We start from the raw sequence: 16,838 nt of genomic DNA on the forward strand, positions 1-16,838 counted from the left end.
TGGCCTTGCTGGTCCGCGCCGCAGCCAACGCTGTTTTTTGCAGCCATGCAGGTCAGGAGCTTTCCCGCACCATCAACTCGAAACCAAGGTCCTGCTGGGCGTTCGCTACCCGCTTGCCGTCGAGCAACGCCAGCAGCGCCTGCGCTGCCCCACGCCCCACGGCGGCCCTGGGAGTGCGGATCGACGTGAGTCGCGGCACCATGTGCGCCGACGCCGGCAGGTCGTTGAAACCGACCATGGCTACCTGCCGCGGCACCTCGACCCCTTGGCGCAAGGCCTGCAGGACCGCGCCCTGGGCCAGATCGTCGTTGCAGAAGAAGATGCCGTCGACGTCCGGCGCCTGCAGCAATAGCTGGCTGAACAGCGCGCTGCCCAGGGCGATGGACGAAGGTTCCGGCGCCAGCACCTCCAGCTCGGGCGCCTGCAGGCCGGCCTCGGCCAGCGCCTGGCGGAAGCCTTCGGCGCGCTGCATTACCCGCGGGTCGAGCTGCGCAGCAATGAACGCCAGGCGCTTGCGCCCGCGCTCGATCAGGTGGCGTGCCGCAGCGCGCCCGGCCTGCTGCTGGGAGAACCCGACTGACAATGCCTCGTCGTCGCCGTTGAGTTCCATCATGTGCACGCAGGGCACGCCGCTGGCCGCCAGCATCTGCCGCGATGCCTCGCTGCGTTCGAAGCCGGTCAACAGCATGCCGCAGGGCTGGTAGGCCAGGTAGTTGCGGATCAGGTTCTCTTCCTCGGCGACGTCGTAGTGGTAGTTGCCGATCAGTACCTCCAGCCCACGCGGGCGCATGACCTCGTGGATTGCCTCCAGGGTGTCGATGAACAGCTGGTTGGACAGCGACGGGATCAATACCACCACCGACTGGCTGCGGGCCGAGGCCAGGGCCCGGGCCGCCGGGTTCGCCACATAGCCCAGGCTCGCTGCTGCGGCCACGACCTTTTCCACCAGCGCCGGGGCAACGGTGCTCACACCACGCAAGGCGCGCGATGCAGTGATCGGGGAAACCCCGGAATGCCTGGCAACTTCTGCCAGGGTGGGACGACCTGTGGTACGCGAGCCGGTGCGAGACATGGATGTTGTAATTTTACTACTTGCAAGGAAAGGGAACGGCCACTAAGGTAGCGCTGTCTCAGGACGCAGGCAATGTAATCTTTGGTCGCAGCCCTCACCGGCTCGCCGCCGAGCGTCCATACTGCGTATGACAAGATCAATAACACCGGGGAGGTGACTGCTCGTCGACGACGAGACAGCGCTATCTCACCCGCAGGAGGTACTGATGAATTCTCCCCTGTCTGCCATCGTGGTGATGGGCGTGGCCGGTTGCGGCAAGAGCTGCATCGGCGCTGCCATCGCCGCCCGAAGCGGTGGCCGCCTGATCGAAGGCGACGCGTTCCACCCTGCCGAAAACATCCGCAAGATGAGCGCTGGCATCCCCTTGGACGACAGCGACCGTGCCGGCTGGCTGGTGCGCCTCGGCCAGGAACTGCAGGCAACCACCCAGGCCGGGGAGCGCCCGATCCTGACCTGTTCGGCACTCAAGCGCCGCTACCGCGAAACCCTGCGCGAGGCCATGCCCGGGCTGGTATTCGTGTTCCTCGAACTGTCGCCAGCCGAGGCCGAAAAACGCGTGCTGGCCCGCCCCGGGCATTTCATGCCGGCAAGCCTCATCGACAGCCAGTTCGCTGCCCTGGAATCGCCTCGTGGCGAACCCCTGACCCTGGCACTGGATGCTACCCAACCCGTCGATGTGCTTGCCGAAGCGGTAGACAGCTGGCTAAAGCGCAGCGGTGAACGGAGCCTGGCACAAAGCGCCTGAGCGGCTTTACCAACCCGGCAAAGACAGCGCTACCTTGCGCTTGGATGCGGGCAACATTGCAAAAAATCTACGCCAAAACAACGATAAGACCGAGGCCTTCAAACCATGTTCGGACTGGCTAATGATACCTTCCTGCTGCTCGACGCGCTGGTTACCATCGTCGGGCTGATCCTGCTGATCACCCACTTCAAAGTTCACCCCTTCGTCGCCCTGACCATCGCGGCCGGCTTCCTTGGCCTGACCTCCGGCATGCCGGTGGCCAAGGTGATGAAATCGTTCCAGGACGGTTTCGGTGGTGTACTGGGCTTCGTCGGCATCGTGCTCGCCTTGGGCACCATGCTCGGCAAGCTGATGGCCGACTCCGGTGGCGCCGACCAGATCGCACAGACGCTGATTCGCGCCTTCGGCAAGAAAAACGTGCACTGGGCGATGATGTTCGCCGCGTTTCTGGTCGGTATCCCGCTGTTCTTCGAGATCGGCTTCGTGCTGCTGATCCCGCTGGTGTTCATCGTTGCCCGGCGCTCCGGCGTGTCGTTGATCAAGATCGGCATTCCGCTGCTGGCCGGGCTGTCGGTGGTGCACGGCCTGGTCCCGCCACACCCGGGCCCGCTGCTGGCCATCGGCATCTTCCATGCCGATATCGGCAAGACCATCTTCTATGGCCTGATCGTGGCACTGCCTACCGCCATCATCGCCGGCCCGCTGTTCGGTAATTTCATTTCCCGCTACATCCCCGGCAGCCCCTCGCAGGAGCTGATGGACCAGATCGCCAAGGAGTCCGACCAGCGCAACCTGCCGAGCTTCACCATCACCCTGGTCACCGTGCTGCTGCCGGTAGTACTGATGCTGCTGAAGACCTTCGCCGACGTGGTACTGCCCGCCGAGCATATCGTGCGCCAGTGGATGGACCTGGTCGGCCACCCCATCACCGCGCTGCTCGCGGCTCTGCTGCTGGCTTTCTACACCTTCGGCGCGGCCCGTGGCTTCAACCGCCAGCAGATCATGAAGATGCTGGACCAGAGCCTGGCACCGACCGCCGCGATCGTGCTGATCGTCGGCGCCGGCGGTGGCTTCAAGCAGATGCTGGTGGACACCGGCGTGGGTAACGTGATCGGGCAGATGGCGGTGCAGGCCGAAATCTCGCCGATTCTGCTGGCCTGGCTGGTGGCCGCGGTGATCCGCATCGCCACCGGTTCCGCCACGGTAGCCACCATTACCGGCGCGGGCATCGTCGCGCCGGTGATTGACCTGGTGCCGGGGGTGAACCGTGAGCTGCTGGTACTGGCCACCGGTGCTGGCTCGCTGATCCTGTCGCATGTCAACGATGCCGGTTTCTGGCTGGTGAAGCAGTACTTCAACATGACCGTGGCGGAAACCTTCAAGACCTGGAGCATGATGGAAACCATCCTGTCGATTGTCGGCATCATCTTCATCCTGTTGCTGTCACTGGTGGTGTGACCGTTGATCGGGGTGATGGCACCCTGTTGCGCCGGGTAGGGCCGAAAGGAAGTAACAACCCTACCCAAAACCAAGGAGCCTGCCATGCCCCGCTCAAGCATCCTGTTGATCGCCCTGTTCGTTGCGCCGCTGGCCCTGGCCGCCGGCACTGGCCCCACCTACCCGGACGACCCGCACAATCCGGCGCCCAAGCCGGGTGTGGACAGCACCCTCAACCCCATCGAGCAGCCCATGCCACGCGATACCGACCCGCGGATCAAGGGCAACGACCCCGACAGCCCGCCGACCAAGCAGAATGACAACCGGGACTTGCCGGGCATGGATGGCAGCGGCTCGGAAGGAACCGGGCGGCAGGGTGGCGCCGATAGCCAGCGTTGATCCATAGCCGGTAGCGTTCACCTACCCTGTGGCGGTGAATCACCACTGGCGCTTGTCCGGCCTGATCAGCCCCAGCTTCTCGATGCGGTAACGCAGCATGTCCCGCGACAGGCCAAGCATGCGCGCGGACTTGGTCACGTTCCAGTCCGTGCGGTCCAGTGTCCTGCACACCAGGTCGCGCTCCATGTCCGGGAGGCTGGTCCCTGGCTCGGGCTCATGCCGGGGTATGTCGAACATCGCAGGCGCCGGTTGCTGCACCATTGGCTCGTCAATCAGCGTCAGGCACAGGTTCAGCTGGTGCGCCTGCACCACGTCATTCGCAGCCAGCAGCACGGTCTGCTCCAGCATGTTGCGCAGCTCACGCACGTTGCCCGGCCAGCTGTAGCCGAGCATCAGGTTTTCCGCTTCGGCGGAAAAGCGCAGGTTCGGCTTGCCATAACGCCTGCCGTGATGGGCCAGGAAATGCCTCGCCAGCAGCAGCACATCCTGGCCACGGGCGTACAGGCGTGGCACTTTCAGGGCTATGATGCGCAGGCGGAAGAACAGGTCGCGGCGGAACTTGCCCTGTTGCACCATCTGCTCGAGGTTGCAATTGGTGGCGCTGATCACCCGCAGGTCGACCTTGCGCTCCTTCACCGCACCTATGCGGCGGATACTGCGGTCCTCCAGCAATTTGAGCAGCTTGGCCTGCAATGTCAGGTCCATCTCGCCAATCTCGTCGAGGAACAGGGTGCCGCCATCGGCCGCCTCTACCAGGCCCACCCGGCGCTCCTTGGCATCGGTAAAGGCGCCCTTCTCGTGCCCGAACAACTCGGCTTCCAGCAGGTTGGCCGGGATCGAGGCGCAGTTGAACTCGATGAACGGCCCTTTGCTGCGTGAACCATCGAAATGCAGGGCACGCGCCACCAGTTCTTTGCCGGTACCGGTTTCGCCTTCGATCAGTACTGGCGGCAAGTCGATGCTGGTCATGCGCCGCTCGGCATCCAGCAGCTGGCGCAACGTGTGCTTGAGGGTAAGCATGCTCGGTGATTCGCCGAGCAACGCCTGCAAGCCGGACTTCTGCGCCTCGCGTTCCTGGTAGAACGACAACGTGCGCTCCATGCGTTCGGTGGCCAGGGCCTTGTCCAGGGTCAGCTTGAGCTCGGCCAGTACCACCGGCTTGGTCAGGTAATGAAAAGCCCCCTCCTTCATGGCCTGTACCGCATCTTCGACATTGCCGTAACCGGTCATCATGATCACTTTCAGGTCCGGCACCTGTGCCACCAGGGTGCGCAGCAGGTCGTGCCCGCTCATGCCCGGCAGCGAGTTGTCGGTCAGCACTGCATCGGGGCGGGCCCGCTTGATGTGCTCCAGCGCCAGTTCCGCGTTGTCGCACACGGCGACCTCGAAGCCCTTGAGGCTGAGGTAGGTACGGATGTTGTCGGCGAGGACTTCATCATCCTCGACTACCAGGATGCTGTGCTCCATGGGCCCCTCCCGCTGCAATGTTGAATGTGAGGCTGACGCGGGTTCCTTCCTCTTCGCGGCTGCTCAGGCTGACCGAACCGCCAAAACGCTCCATGATGCGCTTGACCAAGGCCAGGCCTACGCCAAGTCCGCCCTGCTTGGTGGTGTAGAACGGTTTGAACACCATGCGCTCCTGCTGCTGACTCATGCCCTTGCCGGTGTCGGCCAGGACGAACTCGGCACGCTGGCCATCCTTCACACTGACCTGGGCACGCAGCAGGCCGCCGTCAGGCATGGCTTCCAGGGCATTGGAAAACAGGGAGTTGAGAATCTGCGTGAGCTGCAGCGGCTGGCTGGTCACCCACTGCAAGCCGGGGCCTTCGTAGCGGAAGCGTATGCCGTTGCGTTCGATCTGCTGGGCGAAAGCCAGGCGGGTGTCCTCGATGGCCGCCACCAGGTCCACGGCTTCGGCCTCGTCGCTGGTCGGGCGCAGCGACACCAGAAAATCGCGGACCCAGCGCGACATGCGGTCGACCTGGCTGATGATGTCAGCGATATTCTTTTGCGCCGCAGGGGTGGCGATCTCCTGGGCCAGTTCGGCGCTGGAGCGGATGTTCGCCAGCGGGTTGCGCAGGCTATGCGCCACCGCAGACGACATCTCGCCAAGGGCGACATAGGTTTCATTGGCCACCAGCCGGTCCTGCTGCAGCTGCAGCAGTTGCGCGGCACGCCGCACGATCCAGTACAGGCCGAAGTAGATCAGCGCCCCGCCCACCAGGGTCGAGGCCCAGATCAACACGTAGCCGCGCTGGATGCGCCGGGCCAGGTCCCGGGGCTCCTTGTAGATTTCCACCATGGATAGCACCTGTTCGCCTTGGCTGTCGAACAGCGGAATGTAGTTTTCAATGAACAGCGAACGCGGTTCACGCTGGAATTTCTGCTCTTCGCGGTCATCGTTGGGCTGGTGGTAACTGGCCGAGACGGCCTTGCGCGAGCGGAAAGCGCGGTCGAGGTCGCCATCGGCCTCGATGCGCTGGCCGATCAGCGCCGGGTTGGTCGACCAGGTGATGGTGCGATCGCGGGCATAGACGTTGGCCAACAATATATCCGGCAGGTGCGCGACATGGTCGAGGAATTCCGCCCGGGTCGATTCGGCCAGCGCCGGGGTGAATTGCAAGTGCTGCCGGTCCAGGCGGGGATCGAGCAGCTCGCCCAGGGTGCTGCCCGGGGGTAATTGCGAATGGCGCACCTCGGCCTGTGCGATGGCCTGGATGAACTGAGCGGTCAGCATGGCGTCGCGCTCGACACTGTCGCGCACCACGAAACGTGTCGACACATAACCCAGCCCGCCCGCCACGGCGGCAATGATCAGCAAACTGATCAGCGAGAACCAACGCTGCAGGTTGAACTCGAGCAATGGCATAGCCAGACCGCGAGCGGTCCTGGCCTTGCCATGAACGTCGTTCTCCAGCGTTTTCATGTGCCTTCCACCCCTGCAGCCGCAGCTGCCATGCATTGTCGCGCTCTACCACCGGACAGCAAAAATCCAGCCAGCCATGGAAAAACTACTAATAATCTTTTTTGATCAACAAGTTAGCCAAATTTGTTAAGTCCAGATCGAGGAAAAAGCCCCACATTTGGGGCATTTCACCCAAAACTAATATTTCTAGCAAAAACAAATTCTTACGAAAGGCTCCTAATGTTTTTCAGAAGATTCGAACAGCCGGAAACCTAACGAAACCCGGGTGCCACGGCCTTCGCTGCTGCTAAGCCGGATCGTGCCACCGAAGCGTTCCATGATGCGTTTCACCAGCACCAGCCCCACTCCCAGCCCTCCTTGCTTGGTGGTGAAGAAGGGCCGGAAGGCCATGCGCTGCTGCGCTTCGCTCATGCCCTTGCCATTGTCGCAGAGGCGCAGGGTCAGGCTGCGTCGGTCATGCCGCACCACCTCGACACGCAGCCGCCCACCCTGCTCCATCGACTCCAGGGCGTTGGCGATCAGGCTGCTGAAAACCTGCCGCAGTAGCGTCGGGTGCCCCAGTATCTGCACTGCCGGCAATGCCTGCAGGTCCAGGCTCACCCCGCCGCGTGCCAGCGGCACCGCGTAAGCCTGCAGGCTATCCTGCAAGGCCTGCGGCAGGTCCACCGCCACCGCCTCATCGTCGATCGGGCGCAGCGATTGCAACATCTGCCGGATCCACTGCGACATGCGGTCTACCTGGTTGATGATTTCGTTGACGTTGCGCTGCGCCGGGCCATCGTCGAAGGCCTGCGCCAGTTCGGCGCTGGAACGGATGTTGGCCAAGGGGTTACGCAGGCTGTGGGCCACCGCCGAAGACACCTCCCCCAGCGCCACATAGGTTTCGTTGTTGACCAGGCGCTTCTGCTGCACCGTCAGCAGCCGCGCGGCGCGGTGCATGATGCCGTACAGGCCGAAATAGACCAGGCCGGCGCCGACGGCGATCGCCAGCCAGATCAGGGTCAGCCCACGCTCGATGCGCCCGATCAGGTCATGGGGTTCCTTGTAGATCTCGACCATTGCCGTGACCTGCTCACCATCGGCAGTGAACAGCGGAATGTAGTTCTCGATGAACAGCCGCTCGGGCGGGGTGACGAACTTCCGTTCGGCACGGACCTGTTCGACGTCCTGATAACTGGCCGCAACCCGCATCTTGTACTCGAAGGCCCGATCCAGTTCGGCGTCACCTTCGATCAGCTTGCCGACCAGCGCCGGGTTGGTGGACCAGATAACCGTTCGGTCCGGCGCGTAGATATTGGCCAACAGCATGTCGGGCAGGTGGGCGATGTGGTCGAGGAATTCGCCACGCGCCCTGCGCCGGGCGTCCGGGTCGACGCCGATCAGGTTGTTGCGGTCGTTGCGCGGGTCGAGCAGTTCACCCATGGTATGCACATTGGGGAGCGACAGATGGCGCACTTCGGCGTCGGCGATGGAGGTGATGAACTGCGCGGTGAGCAAGGCATCGCGCTCGACGCTTTCGTCGATGATGAAACGACTGGATATCAGCCCCAGCCCGGCCGCCACCGAGAGAATGACGGCCAGGCTGACCCAGGCGTACCAGCGCAGCAGGTCGAACGGTCTGCGCGAGGTGGCCAGCTCGCTACTGGCAGGCACTTCATCAGTGTCGAAACGAGGAAGGACGTCCATGGCGGACTCCACGACTGGGCACCTTAAGAAGGTTAGCCCAGAGTCGGGGAAGGCATCGCTTCGGCCCGATGGCAGTCGCCGAAGGGTATTGCCTGGTCCCGGCGCGCCTCGGCGCCTGCTGGTGGGTCAGGGGCTGCTGTCTGTCAGGCCCTGCAACCTGCGGTATTCCCGCAACACATCGGGCACATAGCGCCGGGTCTCGGCGAACGGCGGTACCGCGCCGCGGCGTAGCACCGCCTCGGGGCCGGCGTTGTAGGCGGCTACCGCCAGGGTGATGTCGTTGTCGAACAGGTCGAGCATGCGCTTGAGATAGCGCGCCCCGCCCTGCACGTTGTCTTCCGGGTCCAGGCGGTTTTGCACGCCCATCTCACGGGCGGTATCCGGCATCAGCTGCATCAACCCTACCGCGCCGGCCGGTGACCGCGCCTTGGGGTTGTAACCGGACTCGGCCTTGATCACCGCATGCAGTAGCGCCGGCGGAACATCGTGGGCGCGCGCCGCAGCGGCAACCACCCTGGCGTAGGGACGGCCGGTGATCATTTGCGCGTTGGCCGTCCCGGCCTGGCCCTGCGGCTCGCTGATCACAGTCTCGTAAAGGCGCCCGGGTCGATGGACGTTGGTCAGTATATAGCTGCCTTTGGCATCGATGGACACGTACACATCGGCCTGGGCAGCGCCTGCGGCCAGCCAGACCAAACCGAGAATGAGTCCACGCATGTCGGTCGCCTCTTCGTCGTGCCCCCAAACTGGGGGAAATGCCCCGGAAAACCCGAGGTCGATAGCACGACGCAAGCACTGTGCCGCATCCGTTGCGGCATGGCGCAAGGCCCCAACGCAGACGTGCACGGCTGTTGCATGGTGCTTGCACACGCGAGTCCCGATGCAGCGGAGGGCTTCACCATGCAACGCAGAACCACCCCCCAACGTGGCTTCACCCTGCTCGAACTGTTGGTCGTGCTGGTGGTGCTCGGCCTTTTGGCTGGCATCGTTGCGCCCAAGTACTTCAGCCAGCTTGGCCGCTCCGAAGCCAAGGTCGCGCGGGCGCAGATAGAGGGGCTGAGCAAGGCTCTGGACCTGTACCGGCTCGAAGTCGGCCACTACCCCAACAGCGAGCAGGGCCTGCAGGCACTGGTGGTCGCGCCCAGTGGCGAAACGCGCTGGACCGGCCCGTACCTGCAGAAGGCCGTGCCGCAAGACCCATGGGGACGGCCATATATCTACCGGCAGCCCGGCGAGAATGGCGGTGAATACGACCTGCTGTCGATGGGCAGGGACGGCCAGCCGGGTGGCGACGGCGAAAACGCCGAAATCACCAGCTGGCAGTAGGCGGCGCGGCCATGCGCTATGTCCTCAAGGCCCTGGGCAGACAGGGCGTGGTGCAACTGCAGATCGACGCCGAGGACCCCGAGCAGGCCCGCCGTCAGGCCGAGGACCAGGGCCTGCGCGTGCTCAGCCTGCGTGGCCATCGCGGCGCCCTGTGGCACTTGGCCAGGCGCCGCGAGGCCAGCTTCGAGCTGGTGCTGTTCAGCCAGGAACTGGCAACCCTGCTTGGCGCCGGCCTGCCGCTGGTCGACGCCCTGGAAAGCCTGGCGGAAAAATCCCCGGCGGGCGCGACGCGCAAGGTATTGAACCAGCTGGTCCGCCAGTTGTATGAGGGCCATTCGCTGTCCCAGGCCCTGGCCGCGCAACCACGGGCATTCCCGCCGCTTTACGTGGCGCTGGTGCAGTCCAGCGAGCGTACCGGTGCTCTTGCTGATGCCCTCACCCGCTACATCGGCTACCGCCAGCGCCTGGACCTGGTAAGGCAGAAGCTGCTGGGGGCTTCGGTCTACCCCTTGCTGCTGTTGCTGGTGGGCGGTGGCGTGGTGTTGTTCCTGCTGGGCTACGTGGTACCGCGTTTCAGCCAGGTGTTCGAGGGGATGGGCAGCGAGTTGCCCTGGCTTTCCCGCGGCCTCATGCAGGTCGGCCTGTTCCTGCACGCCCGGCAACTGCCACTGGCACTGGGCGGCATCGGCTTGCTCACGCTGCTATGGCTGCTGCGCCGCCAACCGCCGGTGCGGCGCTGGGCTGCCCGCCAGTTGCGGCGTCTGCCGGCGTTGCACCAGCGCTTGCTGAGGTACGAACTGGCACGCTTCTACCGCTCGCTGGGCATCCTCCTGCAAGGCGGCATTCCGGTCCTCAACGCCATGGGTATGGCCCGCGGCCTGCTCGGCAGCGTCGCCGCCCAGGGCCTGGAGCAGGCCTGCCAGCGGGTGGGCGAAGGCCTGCCGCTGTCCGAAGCGCTGGAGGCCGGGCAACTGGTGACGCCGGTCTCGCTGCGCCTGCTGCGGGCCGGTGAGCAGTCCGGCAACCTGGGCGAGATGCTGGAGCGCTGCGCCGATTTTCACGACCAGGAAATCGGCCGCTGGGTGGAATGGTTCGTCAAACTGTTCGAACCGCTGCTGATGACGTTCATCGGCCTGCTGATCGGCCTGATCGTGGTCCTGATGTACATGCCGATCTTCGAGCTGGCATCGAGCATTCACTGAGGTGTGGGGCACCTTCGCCTGCACGCGGCGGGGGCTCTGGAATGCGGCCCGACAGGCAAACCGTGGTTGCCGTCGATGATCGCTGCGCCGATATCATTCCGCGTGATAATAACCTTCGTCCCGTTCGATTCGTGCCTTGCGCGCAAGACACTCACACTCCGCCCACTACTCATATTCTGGCGGAGTTCTCCATGGAACAATCATTCAAACCCTTGCGCTTGCCCCTCGCTGCCCTGGCAGTGATGGTGATCAGCGCTTGCGGCCGAACCCCCGACGCTGTGCAGGCTCCCACCGCGCCGAAGGTCAGTGTGGCCAAGGTGATCGAGCAACCGATCAATGAATGGGACGAGTTCACCGGCCGCCTCGAGGCCCCGGAAACCGTCGAAGTACGCCCGCGGGTGTCCGGCCAGATCGACCTGGTGGCATTCACCGAAGGCGCCCAGGTCAAGAAAGGCGACCTGCTGTTCCAGATCGACCCACGCCCGTTCCAGGCCGAGGTCCGCCGCCTCGAAGCACAACTGCAGCAGGCCAAGGCCACTGCCATCCGCAGTGCCAACGAAGCGCGCCGCGGCGAACGCCTGCGTGACAGCAACGCCATCTCCGCCGAGCTGGCCGAGTCGCGCAGCAGCGCCGCCGCCGAAGCCCGCGCCGGGGTTGATGCGATCCAGGCCCAGCTTGACCTGGCACGCCTCAATCTCAGCTTCACCCGTGTCACCGCGCCGATCAGCGGCCGGGTCAGCCGTGCCCAGTTCACTGCCGGCAATATCGTGACTGCCGATGTCACCCCGCTGACCAGCGTGGTGTCTACCGACAAGGTCTATGCCTACTTCGACGCCGACGAGCGTGTATACCTCAAGTACACCCAGCTGGCCCGCGAAGGTCAGCGTGGCCAGAGCACCCCCGTGTACCTGGGCCTGACCAACGAAACCGGCAACCCGCACCTGGGGCAGATGAACTTCGTCGACAACCAGGTCAACCCGCGCACCGGCACCATCCGCGGCCGGGCAGTGTTCGACAACAGCGACGGCCAGTTCACCCCGGGCCTGTACGCCCGCCTGAAGCTGGTCGGCAGCGCCCAGTACCAGGCCGTGCTGATCAACGACGAAGCGGTTGGCACCGACCTGGGCAAGAAGTTCGTACTGGTGATGGACAAGGACAACAAGGCCACTTACCGCGCCGTCGAGCTGGGGCCGAAGCTGGAAGGCCTGCGTATCGTGCGCAGCGGCCTGGGCAAGGACGACCGCATCGTGGTCAAGGGCCTGCAGCGTGTGCGCCCGGGTTCGCCGGTAACGCCGGAAGAGACGCCAATGGCCAGTGAACAGACCCTCGCCGCCCTCGCCCAGCAGCGCCAGGCCCTGGAGGCCAGCAACCCGGCGCCGAAGGTGGCGGGCAACAATGTGAAAGTCGCCAGCGCCCCGGCGCCACGCGGTTAAGGGACCCCACCGATGAACTTCTCGAAATTCTTCATTACCCGGCCGATCTTCGCCGCAGTGCTGTCGCTGGTGCTGCTGATCGCAGGCTCGATCTCGCTGTTCCAGCTGCCGATCAGCGAATACCCCGAAGTCGTGCCGCCGACCGTAGTGGTGCGTGCCAACTTCCCCGGCGCCAACCCCAAGGTCATCGGCGAAACCGTGGCCGCGCCGCTGGAGCAGGCCATCACCGGCGTGGAGAACATGCTGTACATGTCTTCGCAGTCCACCGCTGACGGCAAGCTGACGCTGACCATCACCTTCGCCCTGGGCACCGACCTGGACAATGCCCAGGTGCAGGTACAGAACCGTGTCACCCGCACCCAGCCCAAGCTGCCCGAGGAAGTGACCCGGATCGGTATCACCGTCGACAAGGCCTCGCCCGACCTGACCATGGTCGTGCACCTGACCTCGCCGGACAACCGCTACGACATGCTCTACTTGTCCAACTACGCCATCCTCAACATCAAGGACGAGCTGGCGCGCCTGGGTGGCGTGGGCGACGTGCAGCTGTTCGGCATGGGCGACTACTCGCTGCGCGTGTGGCTCGACCCGAACAAGACCGCTTCGCGCAACCTCACCGCCAGTGATGTGGTGGCCGCGATCCGCGAGCAGAACCGCCAGGTGGCTGCCGGCCAACTGGGCGCCCCGCCCGCCCCGGGTTCGACCAGCTTCCAGCTGTCGATCAACACCCAGGGCCGCCTGGTCAACGAGGAAGAATTCGAGAACATCATCATTCGTGCCGGTGCCGATGGTGAAATCACCCGCCTGAAGGACATCGCCCGGGTCGAGCTCGGCTCCAGCCAGTACGCCCTGCGCTCGCTGCTGAACAACCAGCCGGCGGTCGCCATCCCGATCTTCCAGCGCCCTGGCTCCAACGCCATCGAGATTTCCGACGAAGTGCGGGCGAAAATGGCCGAGCTGAAGAAGGACTTCCCCGAAGGCATGGACTACAGCATCGTCTATGACCCGACCGTATTCGTCCGCGGCTCCATCGAAGCGGTGGTGCACACCCTGTTCGAAGCGCTGGTGCTGGTGGTGCTGGTGGTGATCCTGTTCCTGCAGACCTGGCGCGCCTCGATCATCCCGCTGCTGGCGGTGCCGGTCTCGCTGATCGGTACCTTCGCGGTCATGCACCTGTTCGGCTTCTCGCTCAACGCGCTGTCATTGTTCGGCCTGGTCCTGGCCATCGGTATCGTGGTGGACGACGCCATCGTGGTGGTGGAAAACGTCGAGCGCAACATCGGCCTGGGCCTGAAACCGCTGGATGCCACGCAAAAGGCCATGGGCGAGGTGACCGGCCCGATCATCGCCACTGCCCTGGTGCTCTGCGCCGTGTTCGTGCCTGCCGCGTTCATTTCCGGCCTGACCGGGCAGTTCTACAAGCAGTTCGCCCTGACCATCGCGATTTCCACGGTGATCTCGGCCTTCAACTCGCTGACCCTGTCGCCGGCCCTGGCAGCGGTGCTGCTCAAGGACCACCATGCGCCCAAGGACCGCTTCTCGCGGTTCCTGGAAAAGCTGCTGGGCAGCTGGCTGTTCGCGCCGTTCAACCGCTTCTTCGACCGCGCTTCCAACCACTACGTCGGTGGCGTGCGCCGGGTCATCCGCTCCAGCGGTATCGCCCTGTTCGTGTATGCCGGCCTGATGGGCCTGACCTACCTGGGCTTCTCGTCCACCCCGACCGGTTTCGTCCCGGCGCAGGACAAGCAGTACCTGGTGGCCTTCGCCCAACTGCCTGACGCCGCCAGCCTCGACCGCACCGAAGCGGTGATCAAGCGCATGAGTGAAATCGCCCTGAAGCAGCCTGGCGTGGCCGACTCGGTAGCCTTCCCTGGCCTGTCGATCAACGGTTTCACCAACAGCCCGAACAGCGGCATCGTGTTCACCCCGCTCAAGCCGTTCGACGAGCGCAAGGACCCAAGCCAGTCCGCTGCGGCGATCGCTGCCGCGCTGAATGCCCAGTTCGCCGATATCCAGGACGCCTACATCGCGATCTTCCCGCCACCACCGGTACAAGGCCTGGGCACCATCGGCGGCTTCCGCCTGCAGATCGAGGACCGCGGCAACCTGGGCTACGAAGCGCTGTACAAGGAAACCCAGAACATCATCGCCAAGAGCCGCAACGTGCCGGAGCTGGCGGGCCTGTTCACCAGCTACCAGGTCAACGTGCCGCAGGTGGATGCGGCCATCGACCGGGAAAAGGCCAAGACCCACGGCGTGGCGATCACCGATATCTTCGATACCCTGCAGGTCTACCTGGGCTCGCTGTACACCAACGACTTCAACCGCTTTGGCCGCACCTACCAGGTCAATGTCCAGGCTGAGCAGCAGTTCCGCCTCGATGCCGAACAGATCGGCCAGCTGAAGGTACGCAACAACCTCGGCGAGATGATCCCGCTGGCGACCTTCCTCAAGGTCAGCGACACCTCCGGGCCGGACCGGGTCATGCACTACAACGGCTTCATCACCGCAGAAATCAACGGCGCTGCGGCCCCGGGCTACAGCTCTGGCCAGGCGGAAGCGGCGATGGAGAAGTTGCTGAAAGCGGAATTGCCCAACGGCATGACCTTCGAATGGACCGACCTGACCTACCAGCAGATCCTGGCGGGCAACACCGCGCTGTTCGTCTTCCCGCTGTGCGTGTTGCTGGCGTTCCTGGTGCTGGCTGCGCAGTATGAAAGCTGGAGCTTGCCGCTGGCGGTGATCCTGATCGTGCCAATGACCCTGCTGTCGGCGATTACCGGAGTCATCATTTCCGGCGGTGATAACAACATCTTCACTCAGATCGGCCTGATCGTGCTGGTGGGCCTGGCGTGCAAGAACGCGATCCTGATCGTCGAGTTCGCCAAGGACAAGCAGGCCGAGGGCCTCGATCCGCTGGCCGCGGTGCTGGAAGCCTGCCGTCTGCGTCTGCGGCCGATCCTGATGACCTCGATCGCGTTCATCATGGGTGTGGTTCCGCTGGTGTTCTCCTCCGGTGCCGGTTCGGAAATGCGCCATGCGATGGGCGTGGCAGTGTTCTCGGGGATGATCGGGGTGACCGTGTTCGGCCTCTTCCTCACCCCAGTGTTCTTCTTCCTGATCCGCCGTTTCGTCGAACGCCGCCAGGCCCGCAAGGCCGAACGCGTCCACTCGCTGGAGAGCCATGCATGAACCTGCTCAAACCCCTGACCCCGAGCCTGTTGGCGCTGGCCCTGGCAGCCTGTGCAGTAGGCCCGGACTACCAGGCACCAGCCACCGAACCCGCGCAGTTGGGCAGCGACGTACAGGCCAAGGCCTACGACCGTAGCCGCTTCGAAAGCCTGTGGTGGAAGCAGTTCGACGACCCGGTACTGAACCAGCTGGTGCAGGCTTCGCTGGACGGCAACCGTGACCTGCGCGTGGCCTTCGCCCGGCTGAAATCGGCGCGCTCGATCCGCGAAGACGCCGAGAACGATCAGTTCCCGGTGGTCACCAGCCGTGCCAGCAGCGATATCGGCAAGGGCCAGATCCCCGGCCAGACCACGCAGCGGGTTAACAGCGAGCGCTACGACCTGGGCCTGGACATGGCCTGGGAGCTTGACCTGTTTGGCCGCATCCAGCGCCAGATCGAAGCCAGCGAAGCCCAGGAAGCGGTGGCTGCGGCCGACCTGCAGCAGCTGCAGGTCAGCCTGATTGCCGAGCTGGTCGATGCCTATGGCCAGCTGCGTGGTGCACAGTTGCGCGAGAAGATCGCCCTGGCCAATCTCAAGACCCAGCAGGAATCGCGGGCCATCACTGAAACCCTGCGGGACGCTGGCGTCGGCAACGACCTCGATGTGGTGCGTGCCGATGCGCGCCTGGCCGGGGTCGAGGCCACGGTGCCACAGCTGCAGGCGGAACAGGCCCGTGCCCGGCACCGTATCGCAACCTTGCTTGGCCAGCGCCCCGAGGCGCTCAGTGTCGACCTGTCGCCCAAGGCTCTGCCGGCAATCGCCAAGGCGCTGCCCGTGGGAGACCCGGGAGAGCTGCTGCGTCGTCGCCCGGACATCCGTAGTGCCGAGCGCCAGTTGGCGGCGGCCACGGCCAATGTCGGCGTGGCCACGGCTGACCTGTTTCCCCGCGTCAGCCTCAGTGGCTTCCTCGGCTTTACTGCCGCCCGCGGTTCGCAGATCGGTTCCTCGGCAGCCAACGCCTGGGCCCTCGGCCCGAGCATCACCTGGGCGGCCTTCGACCTGGGCAGCGTGAGGGCGCGCCTGCGCGGCGCCAAGGCCGATGCCGAAGGGGCGCTGGCCAACTATGAACAGCAGGTTTTGCTGGCCCTGGAAGAATCGGCCAATGCCTTCAGCGATTACGACAAGACCCAGCAGCGGCTGCTGTCGCTGATGCGCCAGAGCGATGCCAGCCGCAAGGCTGCGGAGCTGGCTTCGGTTCGTTACCGCGAGGGTACGGTGGACTACCTGGTGCTGCTCGATGCCGAGCGTGAGCGGCTCAGTGCGGAAGATGCTCAAGCCCAGGGTGAAGTCGAGTTGTACCGCGGCATCGTCTCGATCTACAAGGCCCTGGGCGGCGGCTGGCAACCGGAGGCCGTCGCTAGCGCCCGCTGACTCCCTGT

At 64.5% G+C, this 16,838-nt stretch carries 13 protein-coding genes; 8 read left to right on the forward strand and 5 right to left on the reverse strand.

Annotation, left to right across the window (positions count from 1 at the left end; genetic code table 11):
• Positions 1-52: 52 nt before the first annotated feature.
• Positions 53-1,072 (reverse strand): LacI family DNA-binding transcriptional regulator, encoded by a 1,020-nt coding sequence (locus tag B4L76_RS00345; RefSeq protein WP_296229729.1) that lies wholly within the window; start codon positions 1,070-1,072, stop codon positions 53-55.
• Positions 1,073-1,277: 205 nt separating this feature from the next.
• Between B4L76_RS00345 and B4L76_RS00350 the strand changes: the two genes are divergently transcribed.
• From B4L76_RS00350 to B4L76_RS00360, 3 genes are all read left to right on the forward strand, one after another.
• Positions 1,278-1,817, forward strand: coding sequence for a gluconokinase (locus tag B4L76_RS00350; protein ID WP_296229730.1), 540 nt, complete (start codon positions 1,278-1,280; stop codon positions 1,815-1,817).
• A gap of 105 nt (positions 1,818-1,922) precedes the next feature.
• On the forward strand, positions 1,923-3,275 hold the full coding sequence (locus B4L76_RS00355; RefSeq protein ID WP_296229731.1) for a GntP family permease: 1,353 nt from the start codon (positions 1,923-1,925) through the stop codon (positions 3,273-3,275).
• A gap of 84 nt (positions 3,276-3,359) precedes the next feature.
• The gene (locus tag B4L76_RS00360; protein WP_296229732.1) at positions 3,360-3,653 is read left to right on the forward strand and encodes a hypothetical protein; all 294 of its coding nucleotides are present in this window, start codon (positions 3,360-3,362) and stop codon (positions 3,651-3,653) included.
• Positions 3,654-3,692: 39 nt separating this feature from the next.
• Here B4L76_RS00360 and B4L76_RS00365 read toward each other — a convergent pair whose 3' ends face one another.
• From B4L76_RS00365 to B4L76_RS00380, 4 genes are all read right to left on the reverse strand, one after another.
• A complete protein-coding gene (locus B4L76_RS00365) occupies positions 3,693-5,120 on the reverse strand; it encodes a sigma-54-dependent transcriptional regulator (protein WP_296229733.1) in 1,428 nt (475 codons plus the stop codon).
• Entirely contained in the window at positions 5,089-6,579 is a 1,491-nt protein-coding gene (locus B4L76_RS00370) for a sensor histidine kinase (RefSeq protein ID WP_296229734.1), read from the reverse strand. Before B4L76_RS00370 ends, B4L76_RS00365 begins: the two co-directional genes overlap by 32 nt.
• 216 nt (positions 6,580-6,795) lie before the next feature.
• The gene (locus tag B4L76_RS00375) at positions 6,796-8,265 is read right to left on the reverse strand and encodes a sensor histidine kinase (RefSeq protein WP_296229735.1); all 1,470 of its coding nucleotides are present in this window, start codon (positions 8,263-8,265) and stop codon (positions 6,796-6,798) included.
• Positions 8,266-8,391: 126 nt separating this feature from the next.
• Positions 8,392-8,982 (reverse strand): lytic transglycosylase domain-containing protein, encoded by a 591-nt coding sequence (locus B4L76_RS00380; RefSeq protein WP_296229736.1) that lies wholly within the window; start codon positions 8,980-8,982, stop codon positions 8,392-8,394.
• A gap of 183 nt (positions 8,983-9,165) precedes the next feature.
• Between B4L76_RS00380 and gspG the strand changes: the two genes are divergently transcribed.
• The 5 genes from gspG to B4L76_RS00405 all read left to right on the forward strand — a co-directional run bounded on the left by gspG (position 9,166) and on the right by B4L76_RS00405 (position 16,830).
• Positions 9,166-9,591: a type II secretion system major pseudopilin GspG gene (gspG, locus tag B4L76_RS00385; protein ID WP_296229737.1), complete on the forward strand. Its 426-nt coding sequence runs from the start codon at positions 9,166-9,168 to the stop codon at positions 9,589-9,591.
• A gap of 11 nt (positions 9,592-9,602) precedes the next feature.
• Entirely contained in the window at positions 9,603-10,793 is a 1,191-nt protein-coding gene (locus B4L76_RS00390) for a type II secretion system F family protein (RefSeq protein ID WP_296229738.1), read from the forward strand.
• A 191-nt stretch (positions 10,794-10,984) separates the two neighbouring features.
• A complete protein-coding gene (gene mexE / locus B4L76_RS00395) occupies positions 10,985-12,226 on the forward strand; it encodes a multidrug efflux RND transporter periplasmic adaptor subunit MexE (protein ID WP_296229739.1) in 1,242 nt (413 codons plus the stop codon).
• A gap of 12 nt (positions 12,227-12,238) precedes the next feature.
• Positions 12,239-15,418: an efflux RND transporter permease subunit gene (locus tag B4L76_RS00400; RefSeq protein ID WP_296229740.1), complete on the forward strand. Its 3,180-nt coding sequence runs from the start codon at positions 12,239-12,241 to the stop codon at positions 15,416-15,418.
• Positions 15,415-16,830 (forward strand): efflux transporter outer membrane subunit, encoded by a 1,416-nt coding sequence (locus B4L76_RS00405; RefSeq protein WP_296229741.1) that lies wholly within the window; start codon positions 15,415-15,417, stop codon positions 16,828-16,830. Before B4L76_RS00400 ends, B4L76_RS00405 begins: the two co-directional genes overlap by 4 nt.
• Positions 16,831-16,838 lie beyond the last annotated feature (8 nt).

The sequence above is a fragment of the Pseudomonas sp. UBA4617 genome, from assembly GCF_002386445.1.
Classification (GTDB): domain Bacteria; phylum Pseudomonadota; class Gammaproteobacteria; order Pseudomonadales; family Pseudomonadaceae; genus Aquipseudomonas.